This is a genomic window from Streptomyces viridifaciens (assembly GCF_001888885.2).
GTDB classification, from domain to species: domain Bacteria; phylum Actinomycetota; class Actinomycetes; order Streptomycetales; family Streptomycetaceae; genus Kitasatospora; species Kitasatospora aureofaciens.
Map to the genome: position 1 here is coordinate 3,093,118 of NZ_CP090841.1, position 21,658 is coordinate 3,114,775.

The window sequence follows — 21,658 nt, forward strand, 5'->3', positions numbered from 1 at the left end:
GTTCCCAGAGGAGTTGAATACGCCATGACCAATGAGACGGCGGTGGAGGACCAGTTGGACGGCGGGGTGCCGTACCGCTCACGGCGGCGCACCCTGGTGCGGGCCGGGGTGCCGGTGGCGGTGGGCGCGGTGATCGCCGCCGGGGTGGGGCTGGTGCCGGCGCTGGCCGCCGACTCGCCGCCGGACCTGCCGCAGCTGTCGGCCGAGCAGGTGGTGACCAAGGTGCTCGGGTCCGACACCCAGGCCCTGTCCGGGACGGTCTCCGTCTCCACCGACCTCGGGGTGCCCAGCCAGCTGCTGGGCGCCGCGGCCGGCGGGCTCGGTGCGGCCGCCGGGCACGGCAGCGACCAGGGCGGGGCCTCGGCGGACCCGCAGTCCAAGCTGCTCGGCCTGCTCGGCGGCGACCAGACCCTGCGGGTCGCGGTGGACGGTCCGGACCGCCAGCGGGTGGACCTGATGGAGAACATGGCGGGCTACACCCTGGTCCGCAACGGCGACCAGAGCTGGGCCTGGGACAGCTCGACCAACACCGCCCTGCACATGACGGGGCGTCCGGCCGGGCACGCCGGGGCCAAGGCACCGAAGGCGCCGCTGACCGGGGTGCCGGCCACCCCCCAGGAGGCCGCCAGGCAGTTCCTCACCGGCAGCGCCGGCACCACCTCCGTCACCGTGGCCGGGACGGCCAACGTGGCCGGACAGAAGGCGTACCAGCTGAGCGTCAAGCCGACCCAGTCCGGCTCGACCGTCTCCGAGGTGCGGATCTCGGTGGCCGCCGACAACGGGGTGCCGCTCGCGGTGGTGGTGAAGTCCACCGACGGCTCCACCGTGCTGGACGTCCACTTCACCGACGTGTCCTTCGCCGAGCCCACGGCCAAGACCTTCGACTTCACCGCGCCCAAGGGGGCCAAGGTGACGGAGAAGAAGGCGGACGAGGCGGCGGCCGGTCACGACGCCCAGAACAAGAAGGGCGACCAGGGCGGGAAGGGCGACCGGGGCAAGGGCCACGACGGGGTGAACGTGATCGGCGAGGGCTGGACGGCGGTGGTCTCCACCCAGCTGCCCACCGGCGTCGAGGCGCCCGCGCAGGGCTCGCAGGGCAACGGCAAGCAGGGCAAGCAGCACGGCCGGCCGATGAACCCGCAGGCCCTGGTGAAGTCGCTCGGCAAGCCGGTCGGCGGCGGCACCCTGATCAGCACCAAGGTCGTCAACGTCCTGCTCACCGACGACGGCCGGGTCTTCGCCGGCGCGGTGACCCTGCCGGTCCTCCAGCACGCCGCCGGGGTGAACTGACGGATGACCGAGACTCCCGTAACGGGGGACGTTACGGAGTCGGCCGGGGGCCCGGGCGCCGCGTCGCGCCCGGCCCCCGTTCCTTCCGCCACCCCCGCTCCCCTTGCCTCCCGCACCTCCGGTGCCTCCCGGACCTCCGGTGCCCCGGCCGACGACGTGATCAGGACCCGCGGCCTGACCAAGCGCTTCCGCGGCGGCCAGCTCGCCGTCGACGGCCTGGACCTGACCGTCCCGCGCGGCTCCGTCTTCGGCTTCCTCGGGCCCAACGGCTCCGGCAAGACCACCACCATCCGGATGCTGATGGGCCTGATCGCCCCCACTTCCGGCACGGCCACCGTGCTCGGCGAGTCGATGCCGCAGTCCGTCGCCACCGTGCTGCCCCGGGTGGGCGCGCTGATCGAGGGCCCGGCCCTGTACGGCTTCCTGTCCGGCCGGGACAACCTGGTCCGTTTCGACGCCGCCGACCCGACCGCCGACCCGCGCACCCGACGCGAACGGGTCGAGGCCGCCTTGGAGCGGGTCGGGCTGAGCGCCGCCGCAGGCAAGAAGGCCCGCGCCTACTCGCTGGGCATGAAGCAGCGTCTGGGCCTGGCCGCCGCACTGCTGCAGCCGCGCGAACTGCTGGTACTGGACGAGCCGACCAACGGCCTGGACCCGCAGGGCATGCGGGAGATCCGGGCGCTGGTCCGGGAGGTCGCGGCGGAGGGCACCACGGTGTTCCTCTCCTCCCACCTGCTGGACGAGATCGAGCAGGTCTGCACCCATGCCGCGGTGATGTCCCGCGGCCGGCTGGTGGTGCAGGGCACCGTCACCGAGCTGGCCGCCCGCGCGCAGGGCCGGCTGGTGGTCCGCACCCCCGACGTGGCGCAGGCCGCCGAGGTGCTGGCGGCCCACCAGGTGGGCGCGCTGGTGCCGGGCGAGGGCCGGGTGGACGGCGAGCTGGGCGCGAGCGTCGACGAGGCGCTGCCCAAGCTGTGCGCGGCGCTGGTCGAGGCCGGGGTCCGGGTACACGGGTTCGGGCTGGAGCGGGGCACGTTGGAGGACGCCTTCGTGGCGCTGACCGGGGAGGGCTTCGATGTCGCAGGCTGAGACGGTGCTGGTGGCCGGCCGGCGGCCGCAGACCACGTCCGGGTTCCTGGCGCTGTTCCGCAACGAGCTGCACCTGACCTTCCGCCGGATGCGCACCAAGGTGCTGCTGGCCATCCTGGCGGCGCTGCCGATCCTGATCGGGGTGATCGTCAAGCTCAACACGGACAGTCCGCGCGGCGGTGGCGGCGGGGCGCCGAGCTTCATCGCGCAGACCACCCAGAACGGCCTGTTCCTGGTGTTCACCGCGCTGGCGGTGGCCCTGCCGGTCTTCCTGCCGATGACGGTCGGCGTGGTCGCCGGGGACTCGGTGGCGGGCGAGGCGGCCACCGGCACGCTGCGCTACCTGCTGGTCGCCCCGGCCGGGCGGACCAGGCTGCTGGCCGCGAAGTTCACCGCCGGGCTGGTGTTCTGTCTGGCCGCCACCGCGGCGGTCGCGGTGACGGCGCTGGCCACCGGCGCCACCCTGTTCCCGCTCGGCGAGGTCACGCTGATCTCCGGGGACACCATCGGCTTCACCGACGCCCTGCTGCGGGCGGTGCTGGTGGCCGGGGTGGTCGCGGTCTCGCTGGCCGGGCTGGTGGCGATCGGGCTGTTCGTCTCCACCCTCACCGGCAGCGGCATCGCGGCGATGGCCGCGACCGTCGGGCTGGTGATCACGGTGCAGATCCTGGACGCCTTCCCGCAGCTGGACGCCGTCCGGCCGTTCCTGTTCACCCACTACTGGATGAGCTTCTCGGACCTGCTGCGCGAGCCGATGTACTGGGACGGGGTGTGGAAGGACCTCGGGTTGCAGGCCGCCTACGTCGCGGTGTTCGGCTCGGCGGCCTGGGCCCGGTTCAGCAGCCGGGACATCAGCGCCTGAGCGGCGTCAGCCGGTGGGCGGTCCCAGCCGGTGAGGGGCGTCAGCTGGTGACGGCTTCCTTGGCGGCCGCGGCCGAAGCCGCCGCCGGGGCCGCCGTCGTCGGGGCGGGCTGCGGCACGGCCGCGGCCCGCCCGGCGCGGTCGGCCCGCACCTGGCGCAGCGCGTCCCAGGTGAGCACCGCGAGGGCGGCCCACACCAGGGCGAAGCCGGCCCAGCGCGCCGGTGGCATCGACTCGTGGAACACCGCGACGCCGATCAGGAACTGGAACACCGGCGCCAGGTACTGCAGCAGGCCCATCACGGTCAGCGGCACCCGGACGGCGGCCGCGCCGAAGAACAGCAGCGGGATCGCGGTGATCACCCCGCTGAGCATCAGCAGCCCGGAGTGCCCCCAGCCGTACGAGCCGGCCACCGTGTGCCCGAAGGTGCCGCGCCCGCTGACCTCCAGGTAGACCAGGTAGCCGAGGGCGAAGGGGAACATGAAGGCGCTCTCGGCGGCCAGGCTCTCCAGGCCGCTCAGCCCGACCTGCTTCTTCAGCAGGCCGTAGGTGGCGAAGGAGAGCGCCAGGGTGAGCGCGATCCACGGCAGCTGCCCGTACGCGACGCTCAGCACCGCGACGGCGGCGGCGCCGATGCCGACGGCCGTCCACTGCGCGCCGCGCAGCCGTTCCTTGAGCACCAGGACCCCGAAGCCGATGGTGACCAGCGGGTTGATGAAGTAGCCGAGGCTGGTCTCCACCACGTGGCCGCTGTTGACGGCCCAGATGTAGACGCCCCAGTTGACGGAGATCACCGTGGCCGCGCCGGCCAGCATGGCGAGCCGGCGGGGCTGGCGCAGCAGCGGGCGTATCCAGCCCCAGTGCCGCTGGGCGACCAGCATCAGCGCCACCGCGACCAGGGACCAGACCATCCGGTTGGCCAGGATGTCGTCGGCGGCGCCGGGCTCCAGCAGCGGCCAGAAGAGGGGGAAGAGCCCCCAGATCCCGTAGGCCGCCATGCCGTACCAGAGGCCTCGGCCGCTGTCCTGCTGGGTTGTCTGTGGCATGGCCGAGTGCCCTCCCGCGCGCGTGTCGTCCTGGCGACGGTAGCGGGCGGGAGGGCAGGCTGTCATCTCCGTTTCCGGATTTTGGTCATGACATTGCTTGAATGCTGGACGGGACCGGCGTTCTCGCAGGTCGGGTGAGCTGTCTCAGGCACCCAGCGCCGCACGGACGGACTCCGCCAGCGGGACGGTCGGGCGGCCGATCAGCCGGGCGAGGTCGCCCGGGGTGCCGGCCAGCTCGCCGCGCGCGATGCCCGCGTCCACGTCGACCAGCGCCTCGGCGAAACCCTGCGGCAGGCCGGCGCCGACCAGGACGTCCAGGTGCTCGGCCGGGGTGACGTCGCGGTGCCCGACGGGCTCGCCGGAGGCCTTCGCCAGCTCGGCGGCGAGCTCGGGCAGGCTCCAGGCGGCGTCGCCGCTCAGCTCGTAGGCCCGGTTCTGCTCGCTCCCGTCCAGCAGGACGGCGACCGCCGCGTCGGCGTAGTCCCGGCGCGGGGCGGTGGCCACCCGGCCGTCCCCGGCGCTGCCCAGCACCACGCCGCGCGCCACCGTGCCGGCCGCGTCGGCCAGGTAGTTCTCGGTGTACCAGCCGTTGCGCAGGAAGGCGTACGGCAGTCCGGAGGCCAGGATCAGCTCCTCGGTCGCCTTGTGCTCCTCGGCCAGCCGGAAGGTCGCCGTGCCGAGGATGCTCGTGTAGGCGAGCAGGGCGACCCCGGCCGTCCGGGCGGCCTCGACCACGGCCCGGTGCTGCGGGACGCGGCGGCCGACCTCGCTGCCCGAGATCAGCAGCACCCGGTCGCCGGCGGCGAAGGCGCCGGCGAGGGTCCGCGGCTCGTCGTAGTCGACCACGCGGACGTCGACCCCGCGCGCGGCCAGGTCGGTCGCCTTCCCGGCGGAACGGACGGCGACCGCCACCTCGCTCGCGGGGACCCTGGCCAGCAGGCCTTCGACGACGAGGCGGCCGAGCTGGCCGGTGGCTCCGGTGACGACGTACATGGGGTGCTCCTTCTCCTGGGTGACCCTCTGGCCTCGCAACTCACCCTAGGGATGGCACTAACCTTTCGAAAGTACGCACGTCAAAGTACGGTACTGGCATGGAGGTAAGTGAGATGCGGGTGAGCCTGAGCGGACCGCCGCCGGCGAACGTCTTCGACCGGATGTGCCCGTCCCGGGGTGTGCTGGAGCACGTCACCAGCCGCTGGGGCGTGCTCGTCCTCGGTGCGCTGCGCGAGCGCGGTTACCGGTTCAGCGAACTGCGCCGACGGGTGTCGGGGGTCAGCGAGAAGATGCTCGCGCAGACCCTGCAGACGCTAGAGCGGGACGGCTTCGTGCTGCGCGAGGCGCACCCGGTGATTCCCCCCAGGGTCGACTACAGCCTCACGCCGCTCGGACGGGAGGCGGCCGAGCTGGTCGCGGCGCTCGCGCACTGGTCCGAGCAGCGGGTGGGTTCGGTGGTCGCGGCCCGCGAGGAGTACGACGGGCGGCCTACCGCTCCCTGATCAGCGCGGCCAGCCCGTCCAGGACGCGGGCCAGGCCGAAGGCGTAGGCGTGGTCCGGGCTGTACGCGCCGCCGTGGGCCTCGCCGGCGGCGGCGCCGACCCGGGCGGCGACCGGGTAGCGCTCGGGGTCGAAGACCCGGGCCAGCAGGTCGGCGTTGGCCTGCCACCACTGGGCGTCGGTCAGGGCGCTGTCCTGCTGGGCGGCCCGCTCGTCGGCGGCCATCCGGGCGCAGGTCTGGACGAAGCCCAGCAGGTGGGTCAGCGCGGCGTCCAGCTCGACGTCGGGCAGGCCGGTGCCCTCCAGGGCGCTCAGCTCGTACTCGTACTTGGCCATCAGGCCCGGGCCGAGCGGCGGGCGGCTGGTGGACACGGCGGCGACCCACGGGTGGGCGCGGAACAGCGCCCGGTTGTCGTCGGCGACGGCGGTGGCCCGGGCCCGCCAGCCGTCGTCGGCCGGGGCGGTGCGGGGCATGGTCGCGTAGACGGTGTCCAGCATCAGGTCCAGCAGCTCGGCCTTGCCCGGCACGTAGGTGTAGAGCGCCATCGGGGACAGCCCGAGTTCCTGGGCGACCCGGCGCATGGTGACGGCGTCCACGCCCTCGGCGTCGGCCAGGGCGATGGCGGTGGCGGCGATCTCACCGGTCGAACGGGCCTGCTTCGGGCCGCGCCGTCCGGGCTTCTCCTCGGCGGTCAGCCCCCAGAGCAGGGCGAGGGTGCGCGCCGGGTCTCCTGCGCTGCTGCGGTCCGTGGCCATGCGCAGGATCCTTTCACGGGATCCCTTCACCGGTGCGTGGCCGCTACCGTCTCCCCATGACCAGCCCTGAGCCGGAGCCGCTGCCCGGTACGGACACCACCCGGGCGCTCCGCCCCCGGGTGACCTGTCGGCGCTGCCACCGGCCGCTGCACGACCCGGAGTCGCGGATGCTGCGGCTGGGGCCGGAGTGCCGCGATCCGGCGGAGCGGGTCGCGCGGTTCGAGGTGGAGCAGGAGACGCTGCCGGGGGTGTAGGCCGGGACGCGCGGGCGGAAGGCGGCTGCGCGGACTCAGCCTCGGCCGAGAAGCCGCCCGAGGAATCCCGGGCGCCGCGGCTCGAGCGACGGTTCGGGCTCCGGCTGGGGTTCGGGTTCGGACCGGGGTCCGGACTTCGGGCCGTCAGCGGCCTCCTCCGCGCGGATGGCCGCCCGAGCGAGGTCGCGGTCGGCAGGTGTGACCCAGGGCGCGGCGAGCACCAGGTGGCAGACCGAGCGCAGGATCGTCACCACGCGCACCCGCCGGGCGTCGACGCTGTAGTGCAGCCGCCGCCGGAGCTGCGTGGCGATGTCGGCGCGGGCCTGCGGGTGCGTCCAGCCGATCGCGACGAGCGCGAATCCGGCCGCCTCGGCGACCCAGTCCTCCGGTCCCAGTAGCAGGTCGAGCAACACCCGGCGGCGGTCCGACTCCGGCCACGGCTGATCGGTGCGGTGGTGGGCGATGCCGAGGCAGGCGAAGGCCTGGACGGCGCGCACCCACAGTTCGGGCTGGTGGGCGAGCAGGGCCCGGCCGAGGTCGTCCTCGCGGGGCAGCGGAGGATGGACCAGGGCGCCGAGCAGGTCGTCGAGCGACAGGCCGGCGAGGCGCACGGCGTGGTCGTAGGCGGCCGGGATGGTCGGCCACACGATCTCGGCGGTGGCGCGGACGAGTTCGGCGCTTTCCGGGGCGGGCGGCGCGACGGCGGCCTTCGGGTCGGTGCCGTCCCATGCCCAGACCGCGGCGGAGGTCTTGATCAGCGGGAGCCGTGGGTCGGGTTTGTCGATGGACTGATAGACGACGGTGCAGCGCGGCAACGCGAGGTGGAGGGCCAGCTGTGAGCTGGGCGGTTCGACGGTGGAGACATCGCACTCGATCTCGGTGTCTCGGTCCGTGTCGGGCGCCGCCAGGACCTGGTGCAGCAGGTTGACGGTTGCCTCGGACGTCCCGGGGACCATGCCGAGCCAGGGCTCGCGGTGGCTGAGCCGCTCCAGCAGGTCCCGGGCGTACTCGTGGTCGGGGTGGTCGCGGTGGTGGTCGGCGAGGGCGAGCAGGTGGACGGCTTCGCCGTCGACGGCGTGGCGCAGCCCGTGCAGGGCGGGGGCGGCCTTCGGGTGGTCGGGCTCGGTGGCGAGGACGCGCTCCAGCCAGGGCAGGCCCTCGGCGGGGCGGCCGAGGGTGCCGTACAGCTCGGCGACGTCCACGGCGAGGTAGCTGCTGGAGTTGCCCTCGTCCGGCACGACCCGGGCGAGTTCGGCCTCCCAGACGGTGAGCGCCTCCTCGGGGCAGCCGTCGGCACGCAGGGCGTTGCCGAGCATCACGGAGGGCAGGTGGCCGGGAGCCAGCCGGTGGGCCCGCTCGGCGAGTTCGACGGCGCGGGCGGTGGCACCGAAGCGGCGGGTCAGGCCGGAGGCCATCGCCAGCAGCAGCGGGTGCTCGGGGTGGCGGTCCGTCACAGCCCGCACGAAACGTTCGAAGGGCCTTACGGTGTCCACCAGTTCGGCGGGCAGCGGGTCGGGCAGCGCACCGGCGGCGCGGGCCACCGCCTGGGCGACGGCGTCCGGGTCCACCAGGGCGGGCAGGTCCTCGCGGGCCAGCCAGGCGGTGTGCGCCCACGGGCGGGCCGGCTCGTACTGGATCGCCGAGGCGAGCAGGCCGACGGCGGTGTCCCAGTCCCCGGCTGCGGCCTCCACGTGGGCGCGGCAGACGACGGTGCCGAGGTAGACCTCGCCGTCCAGCGGGAACAGGTCGCGGGCCGCGGCGGGGCCGCCGACGGCGGCGCACAACTCCGCCAGTGCCTCGTGCAGTTCGGGCAGCTGGGGAGCGGCGATGATCGCGTCGGAGAGGTGGTCGGCGGCGTGGCCGAGGTCCCCGGAGTCGATCGCCAGCCGGGCCACGGCCACCTCGCCCTCGGCGGCCAGCCGCTCGTCGCCCTCGTCGTCGGTGTGCGCCATGCCCTGTCCCCCGGTCCGCTCTCGGCTCGTGCGCGGACGAGGCTATCCGGTGCGTAGGACTGGTGGATGATCACCCTGCGGTCCGAGCTGTCCCGGTTCTTCGATCGGATACAACCCGTACGAGTGGTTTAGACCTCGGAAAGGTTCAGATCCCGGGCGCCGCCCAGCACGATGAACCCCGATGCTTCGAGAGCGAAGCACCGCTCAAGTTACGACTCCTGACGAGGAATGATGACGTTCTCCCGCGCCCTCTCCGCAGTCGCCTCGGCCGCCGTCCTGAGTACCATCGCCCTCACCGGACCGACGGCCACCCCGGCGTCCGCCGCAGGCTCCTTCGTGGTCAGCGAGGCCCAGTTCAACCAGATGTTCCCGAACCGGAACCCCTTCTACACGTACAAGGGCCTCACCGACGCCCTGAGCGCCTACCCCAAGTTCGCCGCCACCGGCGACAGCGCCACCCGCAAGCGCGAGGCGGCCGCCTTCCTCGCCAACGTCAGCCACGAGACCGGCGGCCTCAGGTACGTCGTCGAGCAGAACACCGCCAACTACGGCCACTACTGCGACACCACCCAGCCGTACGGCTGCCCGGCGGGCAGGAGCGCGTACTACGGGCGCGGGCCGCTCCAGATCAGCTGGAACTTCAACTACAAGGCCGCGGGCGACGCCCTGCACATCGACCTGCTGCACGACCCGGCCAAGGTGGAGAAGGATCCGGCCGTCGCCTGGAAGACCGCCCTCTGGTTCTGGGACAGCCAGAAGGGCGCCGGGACGATGACCCCGCACGACGCCGTCGTCAACAACAAGGGCTTCGGCGAGACCATCCGCAGCATCAACGGCGACCTCGAGTGCAACGGCAAGAACCCGGACGAGCGCAACGACCGGATCAACCTGTTCAAGAGGTTCGTCGGCGTGCTGGGCACGAACGTGGGCGGCGGCAACATCTCCTGCTGAGCCCGGCGGTGGGCGAGCGGCTGTACTGCCGGATCGGCCGGTGGCGACCCTCAACCGGTGAGCGGCTCGGAGTGGCCGGTGGCCGGCGCCCAGCCCGCCGAGACCTTCACCCGGGCACTGAGCAGGCCCGGGAGAGCCGGGTGCCCTCGCCGCTGGTCCCGCTCGGTGCCGAGGCGGTGGAGGCCTGCGGGCCGGACGGCTGCGAACCGCCCCGGCGGTGACGGCCGGTGACGGTCAGCCCTTCCCGACGGTCTGGGTGAGCCAGGTGAACACCTGCGGGACGAGCGGCTCCCAGGTGGACGTCAGGTGCGGGCCGTTGACCTCCACCGGGGTGACGGCCGTCGGCGCCTTGGCATTCTTCTGGAGCGCCAGGGCGTCCTCGTAGCCGTCGCCCTTCCTCCCGGTCATGTACAGGGCGACGTCGGGCGGCGTCTGCGCGTGCTGGAGCAGGTAGACCGGGTTGGAGACCTCGCGCAGGTGCGGGTCCTTGGCGGTGAGCGAGTCCGACTCGCCCATCGGGTCGTTGTACCCGGACAGGCTCACCCCGGCGTGGTACCGGTTCGGGTGCGCCAGGGCGAGCCGGGCGGCGCAGTGCCCGCCCGCCGAGTAGCCGGCCACCGCCCAGCGCTCGGGGCCCGGCTCGGCGCGGAAGTTGTCCAGCACCATCTGCGGCACGTCCCGTGCCAGCCAGGTCTCGGCGTTGACCTTGCCCGGCACGTCCGCGCAGCCGGTGTCGACGTGCCCTTCGAGCAGCACGACGCGCGGCGAGACCAGGATGAACGGCGCGACCTGCCCGGACTTCATCAGCGGCGCCAGCTGCCTGGAGACGTTCATGCTGCCGAACCAGGCGCTGGACGACCCGGGGAAGCCGACGAGCAGCTCGACCACCGGGAACTTCCTGTCCTTGTACGCCGGGTCGTCGTACTGCGGCGGCGTCCAGACCAGCACCTCGCCGTCCACCCCGGAGACCCGGCCCTTCAGCTCGGTCGTCCTCACGTCCTTCGGCACGGCCTTGTCGTCCACCGAGGTGAACTGCTGGGTCACCTTGGGCTGGCCGGGCGCGTTCGCGGCCGCCGTCGCGTCCGCCGGCGGAGGGACGGGCACGGTGCGGACGTGGCTTCCGGTGCCGAGCAGGTCGTCCCAACTGCCGTACAGCTGGTTGTCGTTGTTGACGACCACGAACACCAGGGTGACGGCGGTGAGTTGGGCGAAGGCCACCATGAGCAGCCGACTGCCGAAACGCACCGGCTGCGGGCCGCGCACCCGGTTCCACAGGTACATCAGCAGGCCCATGGAGAGCGGGACGAGGAGGATCGCGAGGACGAGGAACGGGGTGCCGGTGAGCTTCACATCAGCTCATACGGACGGCAGCCGCTGTTCGGTTGCGCCCCGGCCCGGCGTATGTCGCCAGAAGTCGGACGGGCCGACTTCCTGCGACGTACGGCTCGACAAAAAGCATGAGGCGGGCGCGGTCAGTCGTAGAAGAACTGGCGGAGGTCCTCGACGGAGCCCGGCCCGAAGAGGAAGGCCTCCGCCTTGAGGACCTCGGCGACCGGCGGCGGGCCGTCCGCCGGGAGGCCGCGGAGCCAGATCTCACCCTGCTCTCCGACCGCGTACACGGCGGAGAGCAGGGCCGCCATGCCCGCGGGCCGGGGCGGGGCCGCTCCGGCGACGGGCGCCAGCTCCCAGCCGCCGGCCCCCGCAGCGAGCCGCAGTACGGCGGCCCAGCGGACGATGCGGGCCAGCCGGGCGCGCCACGGCAGTTCATCGGGCGAGGGCGGGCAGCCGACGGCCGCGGCGGCGATGTCGTCGATGATCCGGCGCTCGTCGTCGGTGCGGATCCACCGGCCCTCCTGGGAGTCCTCGATCGCGGCGCCCCACCACTCCCAGGCGCTGTCCATGCGCTGCTCGAACCCGTCCATGAGAGGAGGGTGTCACACCGGCAGGCGGGGGCCGGAAGACGGGCGGCGCACCATGCTGACCGGTGGCCCCCTGCGCCGGTGGCCGTCGAGGTCCCTGGGCCGATCCGCCGAGGTGGCACACGGTTCGGGCACGTGTGATCACGACTCGGCATCCCTTGTCACGGACCTGCGAGGGAGTCGTCACGGGGCCGTCAAGACGGGATCGAAATCGTGGCGGGCGCGTTGACCACTGCGCTATGAACGTCCCTCAGGAGGGCTGCCGCCACGGCGGTCCGCATTGACGGGGGACGTCACGTGAAGACCATCCGCAACAGTCGCACCATGGCCCTGGCCGGCCTGGCCGTGGTGGGCGCGCTCACCATGACCGCCTGCAACGACGACGCGGCGTCGTCCGACAGCGCCAGCACCCCGCCGGCCACCCGGGCGCCGGCCGCGCCGACCGGCGCGCCCACCACTGCGGCGGCCTCCGGTTCGGCGGCCGCGCCGGGCGGCGACGCCACCGGTGCCGTCCCGGGCGGTTCCACCGCGGGCTCCACCGGCGGGGCCCCGGCCCAGGCCGGCCCCACCGCGGCGCCCGGGACCACCCTGAAGATCGGCGACGCCGCGACCGTCCCGTTCAGCTCGGGCAGCACCAAGGGCACCGTCTCGCTCGCGGTGACCTCGATCGACAAGGGCGACCCGGCCGACCTCGCCCCGCTCAAGCTGGGCGACAAGGTCACCGGCATGGTGCCGTACTACGTCCGGTTCAAGGTCACCAACACCGGCAGCACCGACCTGTCCTTCGCCAGCCTGACCCAGGTGAAGGGCACGCTGCCGGACGGCTCGGAGGCCTCCGAGGTGATGCTGATCGGCACCTTCGACAAGTGCCCGCACCCGTCCTTCCCGAAGGGCTTCACCAACGGCCAGTCCATCACCTCGTGCGTGCTGGCGCTGGCGCCGACGGCGACCAAGGTGGCCGGCGCGGAGTACTGGGGCGATCCGTACACCCTGGGCAAGGGCGTCAACTGGAAGTGACGCGGGACGGCCGGTGGGCGGGGCGGCGTCAGGCCGCCCCGCCCACCGGCCGCTTCTCCGCGACGGCGGCCGCTCAGCCCGCCGGCCGGCCCGCCCCGGGCCCGCCGTGGATCCGCAGGAAGGCGTCCACGCCCGCCGTCGCGATCCGCTCGACCTCCTCCGCGGCCACCGGCAGCGCGCCCCAGAAGGAGCGCTCGGCCACGCCGTGGAAGGTCAGCAGGGTGAACTGCTCGGCGGCCAGCTCCCCGTCCTCGACGGCCAGCAGTCCGCGCCCGCTGAGCGCCGCGAAGTGCTGCGCGAGGTCCCGCTGGGAGGCCACCGGACCGGCCTCCAGCCAGGCCTCCAGCACGTCCACCGGGATGTTGGCCACCTCGGCGCGGATGGCCCGGCCGAGCGCGCCGTGCTCGCCCGCGGAGAGGACGGCGTTCGCCCGCTCGACCGCGAAGTCGGTCAGGTCGCGGCGCAGGTCCACCACCCGGTCGAGGTACTTCGCCATCAACTCACGGATGCGTTCGGTGAGTTCGGCTGAGTTCTGGAGCGCCACCGACAGGAAGAGGGTCTCCTTGTCGGCGAAGTGGTTGTAGACCGTGCGCTTGGACACCCCGGCCTCGGCCGCGATCGCGTCCATGCTGGCCCGGACGTAGCCCTCGCGCCCGAAGACCGTCGTCGCGGCCCGGGTGATCGCCTTGCGCTTCTCCGGTCGCCCCGCTCCGCCTGTGGTGGCCACGGCCCTCCTCCTTCTCCGTCGGCGCCCTCGCCGACCGCTCAGAAACTGCTCGGTGTAGTGTATGCAGATCCGTTCGCGATCGGACTTGCCACCGAACAGGCGTGCTCTATGCTGCGTACGATCTCTACACCTCTGTAGAGCAAATCCGAAAACGTGCCCGCCCCCGAGCAGCGACGGGAAACCGAGAACGGGAACCGGCCGGCCGAACACCAGCGTCCCGTACTGGCAGCGCCGCTACCGCTCTTCCACGGCTGACCCGGCGCAGCGCCGAGCGGCGCGCGAAGCACGGGAACACCGGGGGTGAGCGAGTGGCGGGGCAGCGAGGACGGTCGTCCGATCAGGGTTCACGGCGGCGGGCGACGGGCCGCCCCGCAGGCCCCGCGCGGCCCTTCTCCGGCGGGCCGGCCCTGCCCGGGGTGGTGGGCGTCGGGCTGCCGCTGGTCGGCGCGGTGGTCGACGAGTTCTCCGGGCCGGGCATGGGCGTCGTCTTCGCGGTGTGCGCGGTGCTCGGCACCGGCTTCGCGGCCGCGCTCAGCACCCGCCGCGGCTGGTGGTGGGTGCTCGCCGCCTCCCCGCTGGTCGTGCTCGGCGTGACGGCCGCGGTCGAGTTCTCGGCGAACTCCGAGAAGTACCGGGGCAACGCCTTGGCGACCGGCTCCGCGAAGTGGGTGGTGCACGGTTTCCCGGTGATGGCGCAGGCCGCGGCCGCGGCCGCGGTGGTGATCGTGGCCCGGGTGGTCCTGGACCGGAGGGGGCAGCAGCATGGCTGAGGACCGCGAGCAGCAGGGGGGCCGTCGGCCCGCCGCCCGCAGGAGCACGGACGACGCCCCGGCGGGCCGCCGCGGCCCCTCCCCGCTGCTGATCGCCACCCGGGTGCTGGCCACCACGGTGGGCCTCACGGTGTTCGCAGCCAGCGGCGTGGTCTGGTACGAGTACACGTCCCTCACCGACGGCATGACCACCTCCAACGCCATCGCGCAGACCAAGAAGGACGCCCCCAAGCACCTGGACAACTCGGTCAACCTGCTGCTGATCGGCCTGGACAGCCGCAAGAACATGGACGGCTCCGACCTGCCCCCGCAGTTCGTCCAGGACGAACTGCACGCCGGCCACAGCTCGGACGTCGGCGGCTACAACACCAACTCGCTGATCCTGCTGCACATACCGGCGGGCGGCGGCAAGGTGCAGGCGATCTCCATCCCGCGCGACGACTACGTGATGACCCTCAACGGGGACGGCTCCCAGCAGGGCATGCACAAGATCAAGGAGGCGTACGGGATCGCCAAGGAGAAGTTCAACGGCGGCTCGAAGGCCAAGGGGCTCAAGGGTGCCGACCTGGAGAAGGCCGGCCGCGACGAGGGCCGCGCGGCGACGATCCGCACCGTCCAGACCTTCGTCGACCAGCCCATCGACCACGTCGCCGAGGTCAACCTGATGGGCTTCTACGACATCGCCAAGGCCGTCGAGCCGATCCAGGTCTGCCTGACCCACGACACCAAGGACCCGGCCATGGAGGGCCAGGGCTCCGGCGCCGACTTCAAGAAGGGCATCAACACCCTCAACGCCTCCCAGGCGCTCGCCTTCGTCCGCCAGCGCCACAACCTGGACGACGGCAAGGGCAACACCGGCGACTTCGCCCGCACCCACCGCCAGCAGGCCTTCATCTCCTCCGTCGTGCACAAGCTCAAGCAGGACGGGATCATCAGCGACATCGGCAAGCTCAAGGACCTGTTCGGTGTCGTCCAGAAGGACCTGGTGATCGACAACGAGTGGAACGTCCTGGACTTCGCCCAGCAGGCCCCGGCCCTGACCGGCGGCAATGTCGAGTTCAACACCCTGACCTTCGACGGCTTCGGCACCAGGAACGGCCAGGACGTGAACCTGGTCACCCCGTCGAAGATCCAGAAGGTGGTCAAGCAGGTGTTCGGCTACGCCGACGCCGCCGCTCCCGCCGCCCCGGCCGACGGCGCCACCGACGCCCCGACCACCGAGGCCGCCGCCCCTTCGCCGACCGCGACCACCCCGGCCAAGGCGGTCGCCCCGGCCACCGTCGAGGTGTTCAACGGCTCCTCGGCCGCCGGGGTCTCCTCCGCCACCGAGGCCAAGGCCCTGGTCGCGATGGGGTTCAAGGAGGGCAGGACCGGCCCGGCCGCCGGCAAGCCCAAGGCCACCACGGTCACCTACGGCAAGGGCGCCAAGGACGCCGCCGACCAGATAGCCGCCCGCTACGGGGTCACCGCCACCGAGTCGGCCGCCACCCCCGCGGACCACGTCGTGGTCACCCTCGGCAGCAGCTTCACCGGCGTCGCGGGCGACAAGCCCGCCGCCCCCAGCGGCCCCGCCCCCACCGGCGACCCCGCCGCCAACCTGCCGATGCAGGGCCCCGGCGTCGACGCCGAGTCCGACGGCGGCATCCCCTGCGTCTTCTGACGCGACCGGCACCGCAGCGAGGGAGGCCCCCCACCGGGGGCCTCCCTCGCTGCCTTTCCCCCACCGGTGTTCCGGGCCCGGCACCTCTGGCGCAATTCCCCGTACTATGTATAGTGTACTGCGTACGGGATAACCGTGCGCCATGACGAGAGGGCTCCGCCATGCAGATCACCGACACCGCCGTCTCCCTGACCGTCGAGGACACCGGGAGCTCCGCCGCCTTCCTCCGGCGGCACTTCGGCTACACCGAGCAGATGTCCGCCGACGGTTTCGTCTCGCTCGCCCACCCGGGCGGCGGGGTCAACGTCGTCTACCTGCGGCGCGGCCTGGAGGTGCTGCCCGAGGAGCAGCGTCACCGCACCGCGGACGGGGTGGTCCTGGCGTTCGTGGTCGAGGACATCGCCGCCGAGGAGCGCCGGCTGCGCGAGGAGGGGGTCGCGATCACCCTGCCGCTGCACGAGGAGCCGTGGGGCGAGAAGCTGTTCCAGGTCACCGACCCGAACGGGGTCGTGGTCGAGCTGGTCGAGTGGGTGAAGCAGTAGCCGTTCCGCGGAACGCGGGCGCCCCCGCCCCGGGAGACCGGGACGGGGGCGCCGAACTCGCGGCGGCGGACGGTCGGCCCACCGCCCGGGTGGGTCAGTCCACCGTCCAGGTGTCGCTGCCCGCCAGCAGCGTCGCCAGGTCGCCCGGACCGCGCTGCTCGACGGCCGCGGTCAGCTGGCTCTCCATCAACTCGTCGTAGACCGGCCGCCGGACGTCGCGCAGCACGCCGATCGGCGTGTGGTGCAGGGTGTCCGCGTCGGCGATCCGGGAGAGCGCGAAGGCGGTGGCGGGGCTGGCCGCGTGGGCGTCGTGCACCAGCAGCCGCGCCTCGTTGTCCGCCGTGACCGGCGCCGTGAACAGCTCGCCGTCCGGGCCCCGGAAGACGCCGTTGGCCGCCTGCGCGCCGAAGCGGATCGGCTGACCGTGCTCCAGCCGGATCAGCGCCTCGTCCCGGGTGCCGGCCTCCTTCAGCACCTCGAAGGCGCCGTCGTTGAAGATGTTGCAGTTCTGGTAGATCTCCACCAGCGCCGTGCCCTCGTGCTCGGCCGCGGCCCGCAGCACCGACTGGAGGTGCTGGCGGTCCGAGTCGATGGTCCGGGCGACGAAGGAGGCCTCGGCGCCGATCGCCAGCGACAGCGGGTTGAACGGCGCGTCCAGCGAGCCCATCGGGGTGGACTTGGTGATCTTGCCCAGCTCGCTGGTCGGTGAGTACTGGCCCTTGGTGAGGCCGTAGATCCGGTTGTTGAACAGCAGGATCTTCAGATTGACGTTCCGCCGCAGCGCGTGGATCAGGTGGTTGCCGCCGATCGACAGCGCGTCGCCGTCGCCGGTCACCACCCACACGCTCAGGTCCCGCCGGGAGGAGGCCAGCCCGGTGGCGATCGCCGGCGCCCGGCCGTGGATCGAGTGCACCCCGTAGGTGTTCATGTAGTACGGGAAGCGCGAGGAGCATCCGATCCCGGAGACGAACACGGTGTTCTCGCGCCTGACGCCCAGCTCCGGCATGAAGCCCTGCACCGCGGCCAGGATCGCGTAGTCCCCGCAGCCGGGGCACCAGCGCACCTCCTGGTCCGTCTTGAAGTCCCGGGCGCTCTGCGGCGCCTCGGCCTTGGGTACCAGTCGCAGCGACGGGAAGCCGCGCTCCTCGGAGTCACCGTCGCTCATGCGCCGCTCGACGGGTCGCTCGCTCCGCTCGCTCATCGGTGGTCCTCCTCGTCCAGGCTGCCGATCGCCGCCCACAGCACGTCCGCCAACTGGGCCGCCTTGAACGGCAGTCCGCGCACCTGGTTGTAGGACTCCGCGTCCACCAGGTACTTCGCCCGCAGCAGCAGCGCGAGCTGCCCGAGGTTCATCTCGGGCACGATGACCTTCTCGTAACTGCGCAGCACCGCACCCAGGTTGGCCGGGAACGGGTTGAGGTTGCGCAGGTGCGCCTGGGCGACCTCGCCGCCGTCCGCGCGCACCCGGCGCACCGCCGCGGTGATCGGGCCGTACGTCGAACCCCAGCCGAGCACCAGGACCCGGGCGTCGCCGGTCGGGTCGTCGACCTCCACCGGCCTGACCGTGATGCCGTCGACCTTGGCCTGCCGGGTGCGGACCATGAAGTCGTGGTTGGCCGGGTCGTAGGAGATGCTCCCGGTGCCGTCCTGCTTCTCGATGCCGCCGATCCGGTGCTCCAGGCCGGCCGTGCCGGGCACCGCCCAGGGCCGGGCCAGGGTGTGCGGGTCCCGCAGGTACGGCCAGAAGGCGCCGTCCTCGCGGTTCGGCTCCGTCGCGAACTTCGGGTCGATCTCCGGCAGTTCACCGATGTCCGGAATCCGCCACGGCTCCGAGCCGTTCGCCAGGTAGCCGTCCGAGAGCAGGAAGACCGGGGTGCGGTAGGTCACCGCGATCCGGGCCGCCTCCAGCGCCGCGTCGAAGCACTCGGCGGGCGTGGCCGGGGCCACGACCGGCACCGGCGCCTCGCCGTTTCGTCCGAACATCGCCTGCAGCAGGTCCGCCTGCTCGGTCTTGGTCGGCAGGCCGGTGGACGGGCCGCCGCGCTGGATGTCCACCACCAGCAGCGGAAGTTCCAGCGACACCGCCAGGCCGATCGTCTCGGACTTCAGCGCCACGCCCGGCCCCGAGGTGGTGGTCACGCCGAGCGCCCCGCCGAAGGCCGCGCCGAGCGCCGCGCCGATGCCGGCGATCTCGTCCTCTGCCTGGAAGGTGCGCACCCCGAAGTTCTTGTGCTTGGACAGCTCGTGCAGGATGTCCGAGGCCGGGGTGATCGGGTACGAGCCCAGGTAGAGCGGCAGGCCCGAGCGCTGGGCGGCGGCGATCAGCCCGTAGGCCAGCGCCAGGTTGCCGGAGATGTTGCGGTAGCGCCCGGCAGGCAGGGCAGCCGGGGCGATCTCGTAGGAGACCGCGAAGTCCTCGGTGGTCTCGCCGAAGTTCCAGCCCGCCCGGAAGGCGCTGATGTTCGCCTCGGCGATCTGCGGCCTCTTGGCGAACTTGCCGCGCAGGAAGGCCTCGGTGCCGTGGGTGGGCCGGTGGTACATCCAGGACAGCAGCCCCAGGGCGAACATGTTCTTCGCCCGCTCGGCGTCCTTGCGGGCCAGCCCGCTGTCCTTGAGCGCCTCCAGGGTCAGCGTGGTGAGCGGCACCTTGTGCAGGTGGAAGCCGTCCAGCGAACCGTCGCCCAGCGGGTCCGCCGGGTAACCGACCTTCGCCAGCGCGCGCTTGGTGAACTCGTCGGTGTTGACGATGATCTCCGCGCCGCGCGGCAGATCGGGCAGGTTCGCCTTCAGTGCGGCCGGGTTCATCGCCACCAGCACGTTTGGGGCGTCGCCCGGGGTGAGGATGTCGTGGTCGGCGAAGTGCAGTTGGAAGGACGAGACCCCCGGCAGCGTGCCGGCCGGCGCCCGGATCTCGGCCGGAAAGTTCGGCAGCGTGGAGAGGTCGTTGCCGAACGCGGCCGTCTCCGAGGTGAACCGGTCACCGGTGAGCTGCATCCCGTCACCGGAGTCGCCGGCGAACCGGATGATCACCCGGTCGAGTCTGCGGACGGGCTTGGCACCGCCGGGCGGCGGGCTGCCCGGGGCGTGCGGACCGGCGGGGCCGGCTGCTCCGGGGCGCTGCGCACCGCTGCCGGTGCGACCCCCGTCGCCGTCCGATCCGTCCACTGCCTCTGACTGATCGACCTGACTGGTCACTGCCGCGGACCTCCTCGTGGGCACACCACCGCGGGCGCGGCCCCGTGCCCCGTCCGCCTGGTGCACCGCTCGCATCCTATGCGCGCGCACACGAGCCCGGTCGGAACTCCGGCAGGAAATTCCACCCGCCCGCGACTCTCGCCGCATCCACCGACAACGCTCGGCCACCGGAGATCATTCCGCGTACGGAGCACCGCGCCGCGGCGGCTCCCCGGGCCGCGGGCGGGCACGCCCGGGGAGCCGTCGCGGTCAGGAGTTCAGGTAGGTGAGCACCGCGAGCACCCGACGGTGGTCCTCCGGGCTCTGTGCCAGGCCGAGCTTGAGGAAGATGTTGCTGACGTGCTTCTCCACCGCCCCGTCGGAGACCACCAGCTGCTTGGCCACCGCCGCGTTGGTGCGCCCCTCGGCCATCAGCCCGAGCACCTCGCGCTCGCGCGGAGTCAGGTTGGCCAGGACGTCGCCCTTGCGGCTGCGGCTGAGCAACTGCTGCACCACCTCCGGGTCCAGCGCGGTGCCGCCCTCGGCGACCCGCACCACCGCGTCGGCGAACTCGCGCACCTCGGCGACCCGGTCCTTCAGCAGGTAGCCGACGCCCCGGGTGGAACCGGCCAGCAGCTCGGAGGCGTACCGCTCCTCCACGAACTGCGACAGCACCAGCACGCCCAGGTGCGGGTAGCGCCCGCGCAGTTCCACGCAGGCGCGCAGGCCCTCGTCGGTGTGGGTCGGCGGCATCCGCACGTCCGAGACCACCACGTCCGGCAGGGCGTCGGAGGCCGCCAGGTCATGGACGGTCTTCACCAGGGCGGCGCCGTCCCCGACCCCCGCCACGACCTCCAGGCCGCGGTCGGTGAGCAGCCGGGTCAGACCTTCCCGCAGCAGTACGGAGTCCTCGGCGATGACGACGCGGCGCATGGCGACCTTCCGGGCAGGCGTGAACTGACGGGAGCCAGTCTCCCCCATCCCTGCGGCGCCGTGGGCGGGGATCACATGGTGCGGATCGCCACCGCGTCGCACAGCCCGTCCAGGGCCGCCTTCGCCGCGCAGTCCGGCAGCGGGGCCAACAGCGCCCGGGCCTCCTCGGCGTGCCGCAGGGTCTCCCGGCGGGCGCGCTCCAGGGCGGGGTGGGCGCGCAGCAGGCGCAGCGCCTCGGCGTGCAGGTCGTCGTCGGAGAGGTCCTTGGCGAGCAGTTCGCGCAGCCGGGTGTCGTCCGGGTCGCCAGGGTCGGCCGGCATCTGCTGGAGCAGCAGGGTCGGCAGGGTGGCCACGCCCTCGCGCAGGTCGGTGCCGGGGGTCTTGCCGGACTCGTCGCCGTCGCTGGCGATGTCCAGCACGTCGTCGGCCAGCTGGAAGGCGATGCCGATCCGCTCGCCGAAGTCGCCGAGGGTCTCCACCAGCCACGGCTCGGCGCCGGCCATCAGCGCTCCTATCCGGCAGGAGACGGCGATCAGCGACCCGGTCTTGCCCGCCAGCACGTCCAGGTAGTGCAGCAGCGGGTCCCCGTCCGGGCCGGGGCCACGGGTCTCCAGGATCTGGCCGGTGACCAGCCGCTCGAAGGCCTCGGCCTGCATCCGCACGGCCTCCGGGCCGAGATCGGCCAGCACCTGGGAGGCGCGGGAGAACAGGAAGTCGCCGGTGAGGATGGCCACCGAGTTGTCCCAGCGGGAGTTGGCGCTCTCCGTCCCGCGGCGCACCGGAGCCTCGTCCATCACGTCGTCGTGGTACAGCGTGGCCAGGTGGGTCAGCTCGACCACCACCGCGGCCGGCACCACGCCGGGCGCCCCCGGGTCGCCGAACTGGGCGGCGAGCAGCAGGAGCAGCGGACGGAAGCGCTTGCCGCCGGCCTCCATTAGGTGGCTGGCGGTGACGGTGATGAAGGGGACGTCGCTCTTGACGGCCTCGGAGAGCGCCGCCTCCACCGCTTCCAGCCCGGCCTGGACGTCACGGGTCAGGTCGCGGTCCTGCACGCTGAGCCCGAAGGGTCCCACGACGGTCACGAAGACCACTCCTCTGTCCCTGGTCGATCTAGCGGCCTGGTCCCTGAGTGCCGCCGCTGGCCATACAGGCAGGGTATCCGGTCGTGAGTGGATCACTGCACGGGCGTGCGGATCCTGTCATGACCGAGCCGGAAGGCCTGG

The 21,658-nt window shown here is 72.8% G+C and carries 21 protein-coding genes; 10 read left to right on the top strand and 11 right to left on the bottom strand.

Annotation, left to right across the window (positions count from 1 at the left end; translation table 11 throughout):
- Positions 1 to 24: 24 nt before the first annotated feature.
- The 3 genes from BOQ63_RS20755 to BOQ63_RS20765 are packed head-to-tail and all read left to right on the top strand — an operon-like array spanning position 25 to position 3,241.
- Positions 25 to 1,290: a LolA family protein gene (locus tag BOQ63_RS20755; protein ID WP_072654767.1), complete on the top strand. Its 1,266-nt coding sequence runs from the start codon at positions 25 to 27 to the stop codon at positions 1,288 to 1,290.
- A gap of 3 nt (positions 1,291 to 1,293) precedes the next feature.
- A complete protein-coding gene (locus tag BOQ63_RS20760; protein ID WP_030286496.1) occupies positions 1,294 to 2,379 on the top strand; it encodes an ABC transporter ATP-binding protein in 1,086 nt (361 codons plus the stop codon).
- Entirely contained in the window at positions 2,366 to 3,241 is an 876-nt protein-coding gene (locus BOQ63_RS20765; RefSeq protein ID WP_030286498.1) for an ABC transporter permease, read from the top strand. Before BOQ63_RS20760 ends, BOQ63_RS20765 begins: the two co-directional genes overlap by 14 nt.
- A gap of 40 nt (positions 3,242 to 3,281) precedes the next feature.
- Here the strand turns inward: BOQ63_RS20765 and rarD are convergent, their stop codons facing one another.
- Both rarD and BOQ63_RS20775 read right to left on the bottom strand, forming a co-directional pair.
- Entirely contained in the window at positions 3,282 to 4,286 is a 1,005-nt protein-coding gene (gene rarD, locus BOQ63_RS20770) for an EamA family transporter RarD (RefSeq protein WP_030286500.1), read from the bottom strand.
- Between the two features lie 144 nt (positions 4,287 to 4,430).
- Positions 4,431 to 5,279: an SDR family oxidoreductase gene (locus tag BOQ63_RS20775; protein WP_030286502.1), complete on the bottom strand. Its 849-nt coding sequence runs from the start codon at positions 5,277 to 5,279 to the stop codon at positions 4,431 to 4,433.
- Positions 5,280 to 5,377: 98 nt separating this feature from the next.
- Here BOQ63_RS20775 and BOQ63_RS20780 point away from each other — a divergent pair, with 98 nt between their 5' ends.
- Entirely contained in the window at positions 5,378 to 5,782 is a 405-nt protein-coding gene (locus BOQ63_RS20780; RefSeq protein ID WP_051824471.1) for a winged helix-turn-helix transcriptional regulator, read from the top strand.
- Here BOQ63_RS20780 and BOQ63_RS20785 read toward each other — a convergent pair.
- The gene (locus BOQ63_RS20785) at positions 5,769 to 6,536 is read right to left on the bottom strand and encodes a TetR/AcrR family transcriptional regulator (protein WP_030286506.1); all 768 of its coding nucleotides are present in this window, start codon (positions 6,534 to 6,536) and stop codon (positions 5,769 to 5,771) included. The genes BOQ63_RS20780 and BOQ63_RS20785 overlap by 14 nt on opposite strands.
- A 56-nt stretch (positions 6,537 to 6,592) precedes the next feature.
- Between BOQ63_RS20785 and BOQ63_RS20790 the strand changes: the two genes are divergently transcribed.
- Positions 6,593 to 6,790 (top strand): DUF6011 domain-containing protein, encoded by a 198-nt coding sequence (locus BOQ63_RS20790; protein ID WP_030286508.1) that lies wholly within the window; start codon positions 6,593 to 6,595, stop codon positions 6,788 to 6,790.
- A 35-nt stretch (positions 6,791 to 6,825) separates the two neighbouring features.
- Here BOQ63_RS20790 and BOQ63_RS20795 read toward each other — a convergent pair whose 3' ends face one another.
- Positions 6,826 to 8,742, bottom strand: coding sequence for a tetratricopeptide repeat protein (locus BOQ63_RS20795; protein ID WP_072654768.1), 1,917 nt, complete (start codon positions 8,740 to 8,742; stop codon positions 6,826 to 6,828).
- A 231-nt stretch (positions 8,743 to 8,973) separates the two neighbouring features.
- On the opposite strand from BOQ63_RS20795, the gene BOQ63_RS20800 reads away from it, so the two are divergent.
- Complete coding sequence (locus BOQ63_RS20800) at positions 8,974 to 9,693, top strand: chitinase (protein WP_107048788.1); 720 nt, start codon at positions 8,974 to 8,976, stop codon at positions 9,691 to 9,693.
- A gap of 234 nt (positions 9,694 to 9,927) precedes the next feature.
- Here the strand turns inward: BOQ63_RS20800 and BOQ63_RS20805 are convergent, their stop codons facing one another.
- Entirely contained in the window at positions 9,928 to 11,043 is a 1,116-nt protein-coding gene (locus BOQ63_RS20805) for an alpha/beta hydrolase (RefSeq protein ID WP_030552363.1), read from the bottom strand.
- Positions 11,044 to 11,165: 122 nt separating this feature from the next.
- Entirely contained in the window at positions 11,166 to 11,615 is a 450-nt protein-coding gene (locus BOQ63_RS20810) for a hypothetical protein (RefSeq protein WP_072654769.1), read from the bottom strand.
- Between the two features lie 294 nt (positions 11,616 to 11,909).
- Here BOQ63_RS20810 and BOQ63_RS20815 point away from each other — a divergent pair, with 294 nt between their 5' ends.
- Positions 11,910 to 12,629: a hypothetical protein gene (locus BOQ63_RS20815; protein ID WP_051747022.1), complete on the top strand. Its 720-nt coding sequence runs from the start codon at positions 11,910 to 11,912 to the stop codon at positions 12,627 to 12,629.
- A 73-nt stretch (positions 12,630 to 12,702) separates the two neighbouring features.
- Here BOQ63_RS20815 and BOQ63_RS20820 read toward each other — a convergent pair whose 3' ends face one another.
- On the bottom strand, positions 12,703 to 13,356 hold the full coding sequence (locus tag BOQ63_RS20820) for a TetR/AcrR family transcriptional regulator (RefSeq protein ID WP_072654772.1): 654 nt from the start codon (positions 13,354 to 13,356) through the stop codon (positions 12,703 to 12,705).
- Between the two features lie 416 nt (positions 13,357 to 13,772).
- Here BOQ63_RS20820 and BOQ63_RS20825 point away from each other — a divergent pair, with 416 nt between their 5' ends.
- The 3 genes from BOQ63_RS20825 to BOQ63_RS20835 all read left to right on the top strand — a co-directional run bounded on the left by BOQ63_RS20825 (position 13,773) and on the right by BOQ63_RS20835 (position 16,328).
- Positions 13,773 to 14,126 (top strand): DUF6542 domain-containing protein, encoded by a 354-nt coding sequence (locus BOQ63_RS20825; RefSeq protein ID WP_143174755.1) that lies wholly within the window; start codon positions 13,773 to 13,775, stop codon positions 14,124 to 14,126.
- The gene (locus BOQ63_RS20830; RefSeq protein ID WP_051747024.1) at positions 14,119 to 15,786 is read left to right on the top strand and encodes an LCP family protein; all 1,668 of its coding nucleotides are present in this window, start codon (positions 14,119 to 14,121) and stop codon (positions 15,784 to 15,786) included. The genes BOQ63_RS20825 and BOQ63_RS20830 overlap by 8 nt, the downstream gene beginning before the upstream one ends.
- Positions 15,787 to 15,947: 161 nt before the next feature.
- Positions 15,948 to 16,328, top strand: a complete 381-nt coding sequence (locus BOQ63_RS20835; protein WP_072654773.1) for a VOC family protein — start codon at positions 15,948 to 15,950, stop codon at positions 16,326 to 16,328.
- A gap of 94 nt (positions 16,329 to 16,422) precedes the next feature.
- On the opposite strand, the gene BOQ63_RS20840 is transcribed toward BOQ63_RS20835, so the two are convergent.
- The 4 genes from BOQ63_RS20840 to BOQ63_RS20855 form a co-directional block, all read right to left on the bottom strand.
- Entirely contained in the window at positions 16,423 to 17,493 is a 1,071-nt protein-coding gene (locus tag BOQ63_RS20840; RefSeq protein ID WP_030286528.1) for a 2-oxoacid:ferredoxin oxidoreductase subunit beta, read from the bottom strand.
- Between the two features lie 32 nt (positions 17,494 to 17,525).
- Positions 17,526 to 19,523, bottom strand: a complete 1,998-nt coding sequence (locus BOQ63_RS20845) for a 2-oxoacid:acceptor oxidoreductase subunit alpha (RefSeq protein ID WP_030286530.1) — start codon at positions 19,521 to 19,523, stop codon at positions 17,526 to 17,528.
- Positions 19,524 to 19,772: 249 nt separating this feature from the next.
- Positions 19,773 to 20,435: a response regulator transcription factor gene (locus BOQ63_RS20850; protein ID WP_030286532.1), complete on the bottom strand. Its 663-nt coding sequence runs from the start codon at positions 20,433 to 20,435 to the stop codon at positions 19,773 to 19,775.
- Positions 20,436 to 20,506: 71 nt separating this feature from the next.
- Positions 20,507 to 21,517, bottom strand: coding sequence for a polyprenyl synthetase family protein (locus tag BOQ63_RS20855; RefSeq protein WP_030286534.1), 1,011 nt, complete (start codon positions 21,515 to 21,517; stop codon positions 20,507 to 20,509).
- Positions 21,518 to 21,658 lie beyond the last annotated feature (141 nt).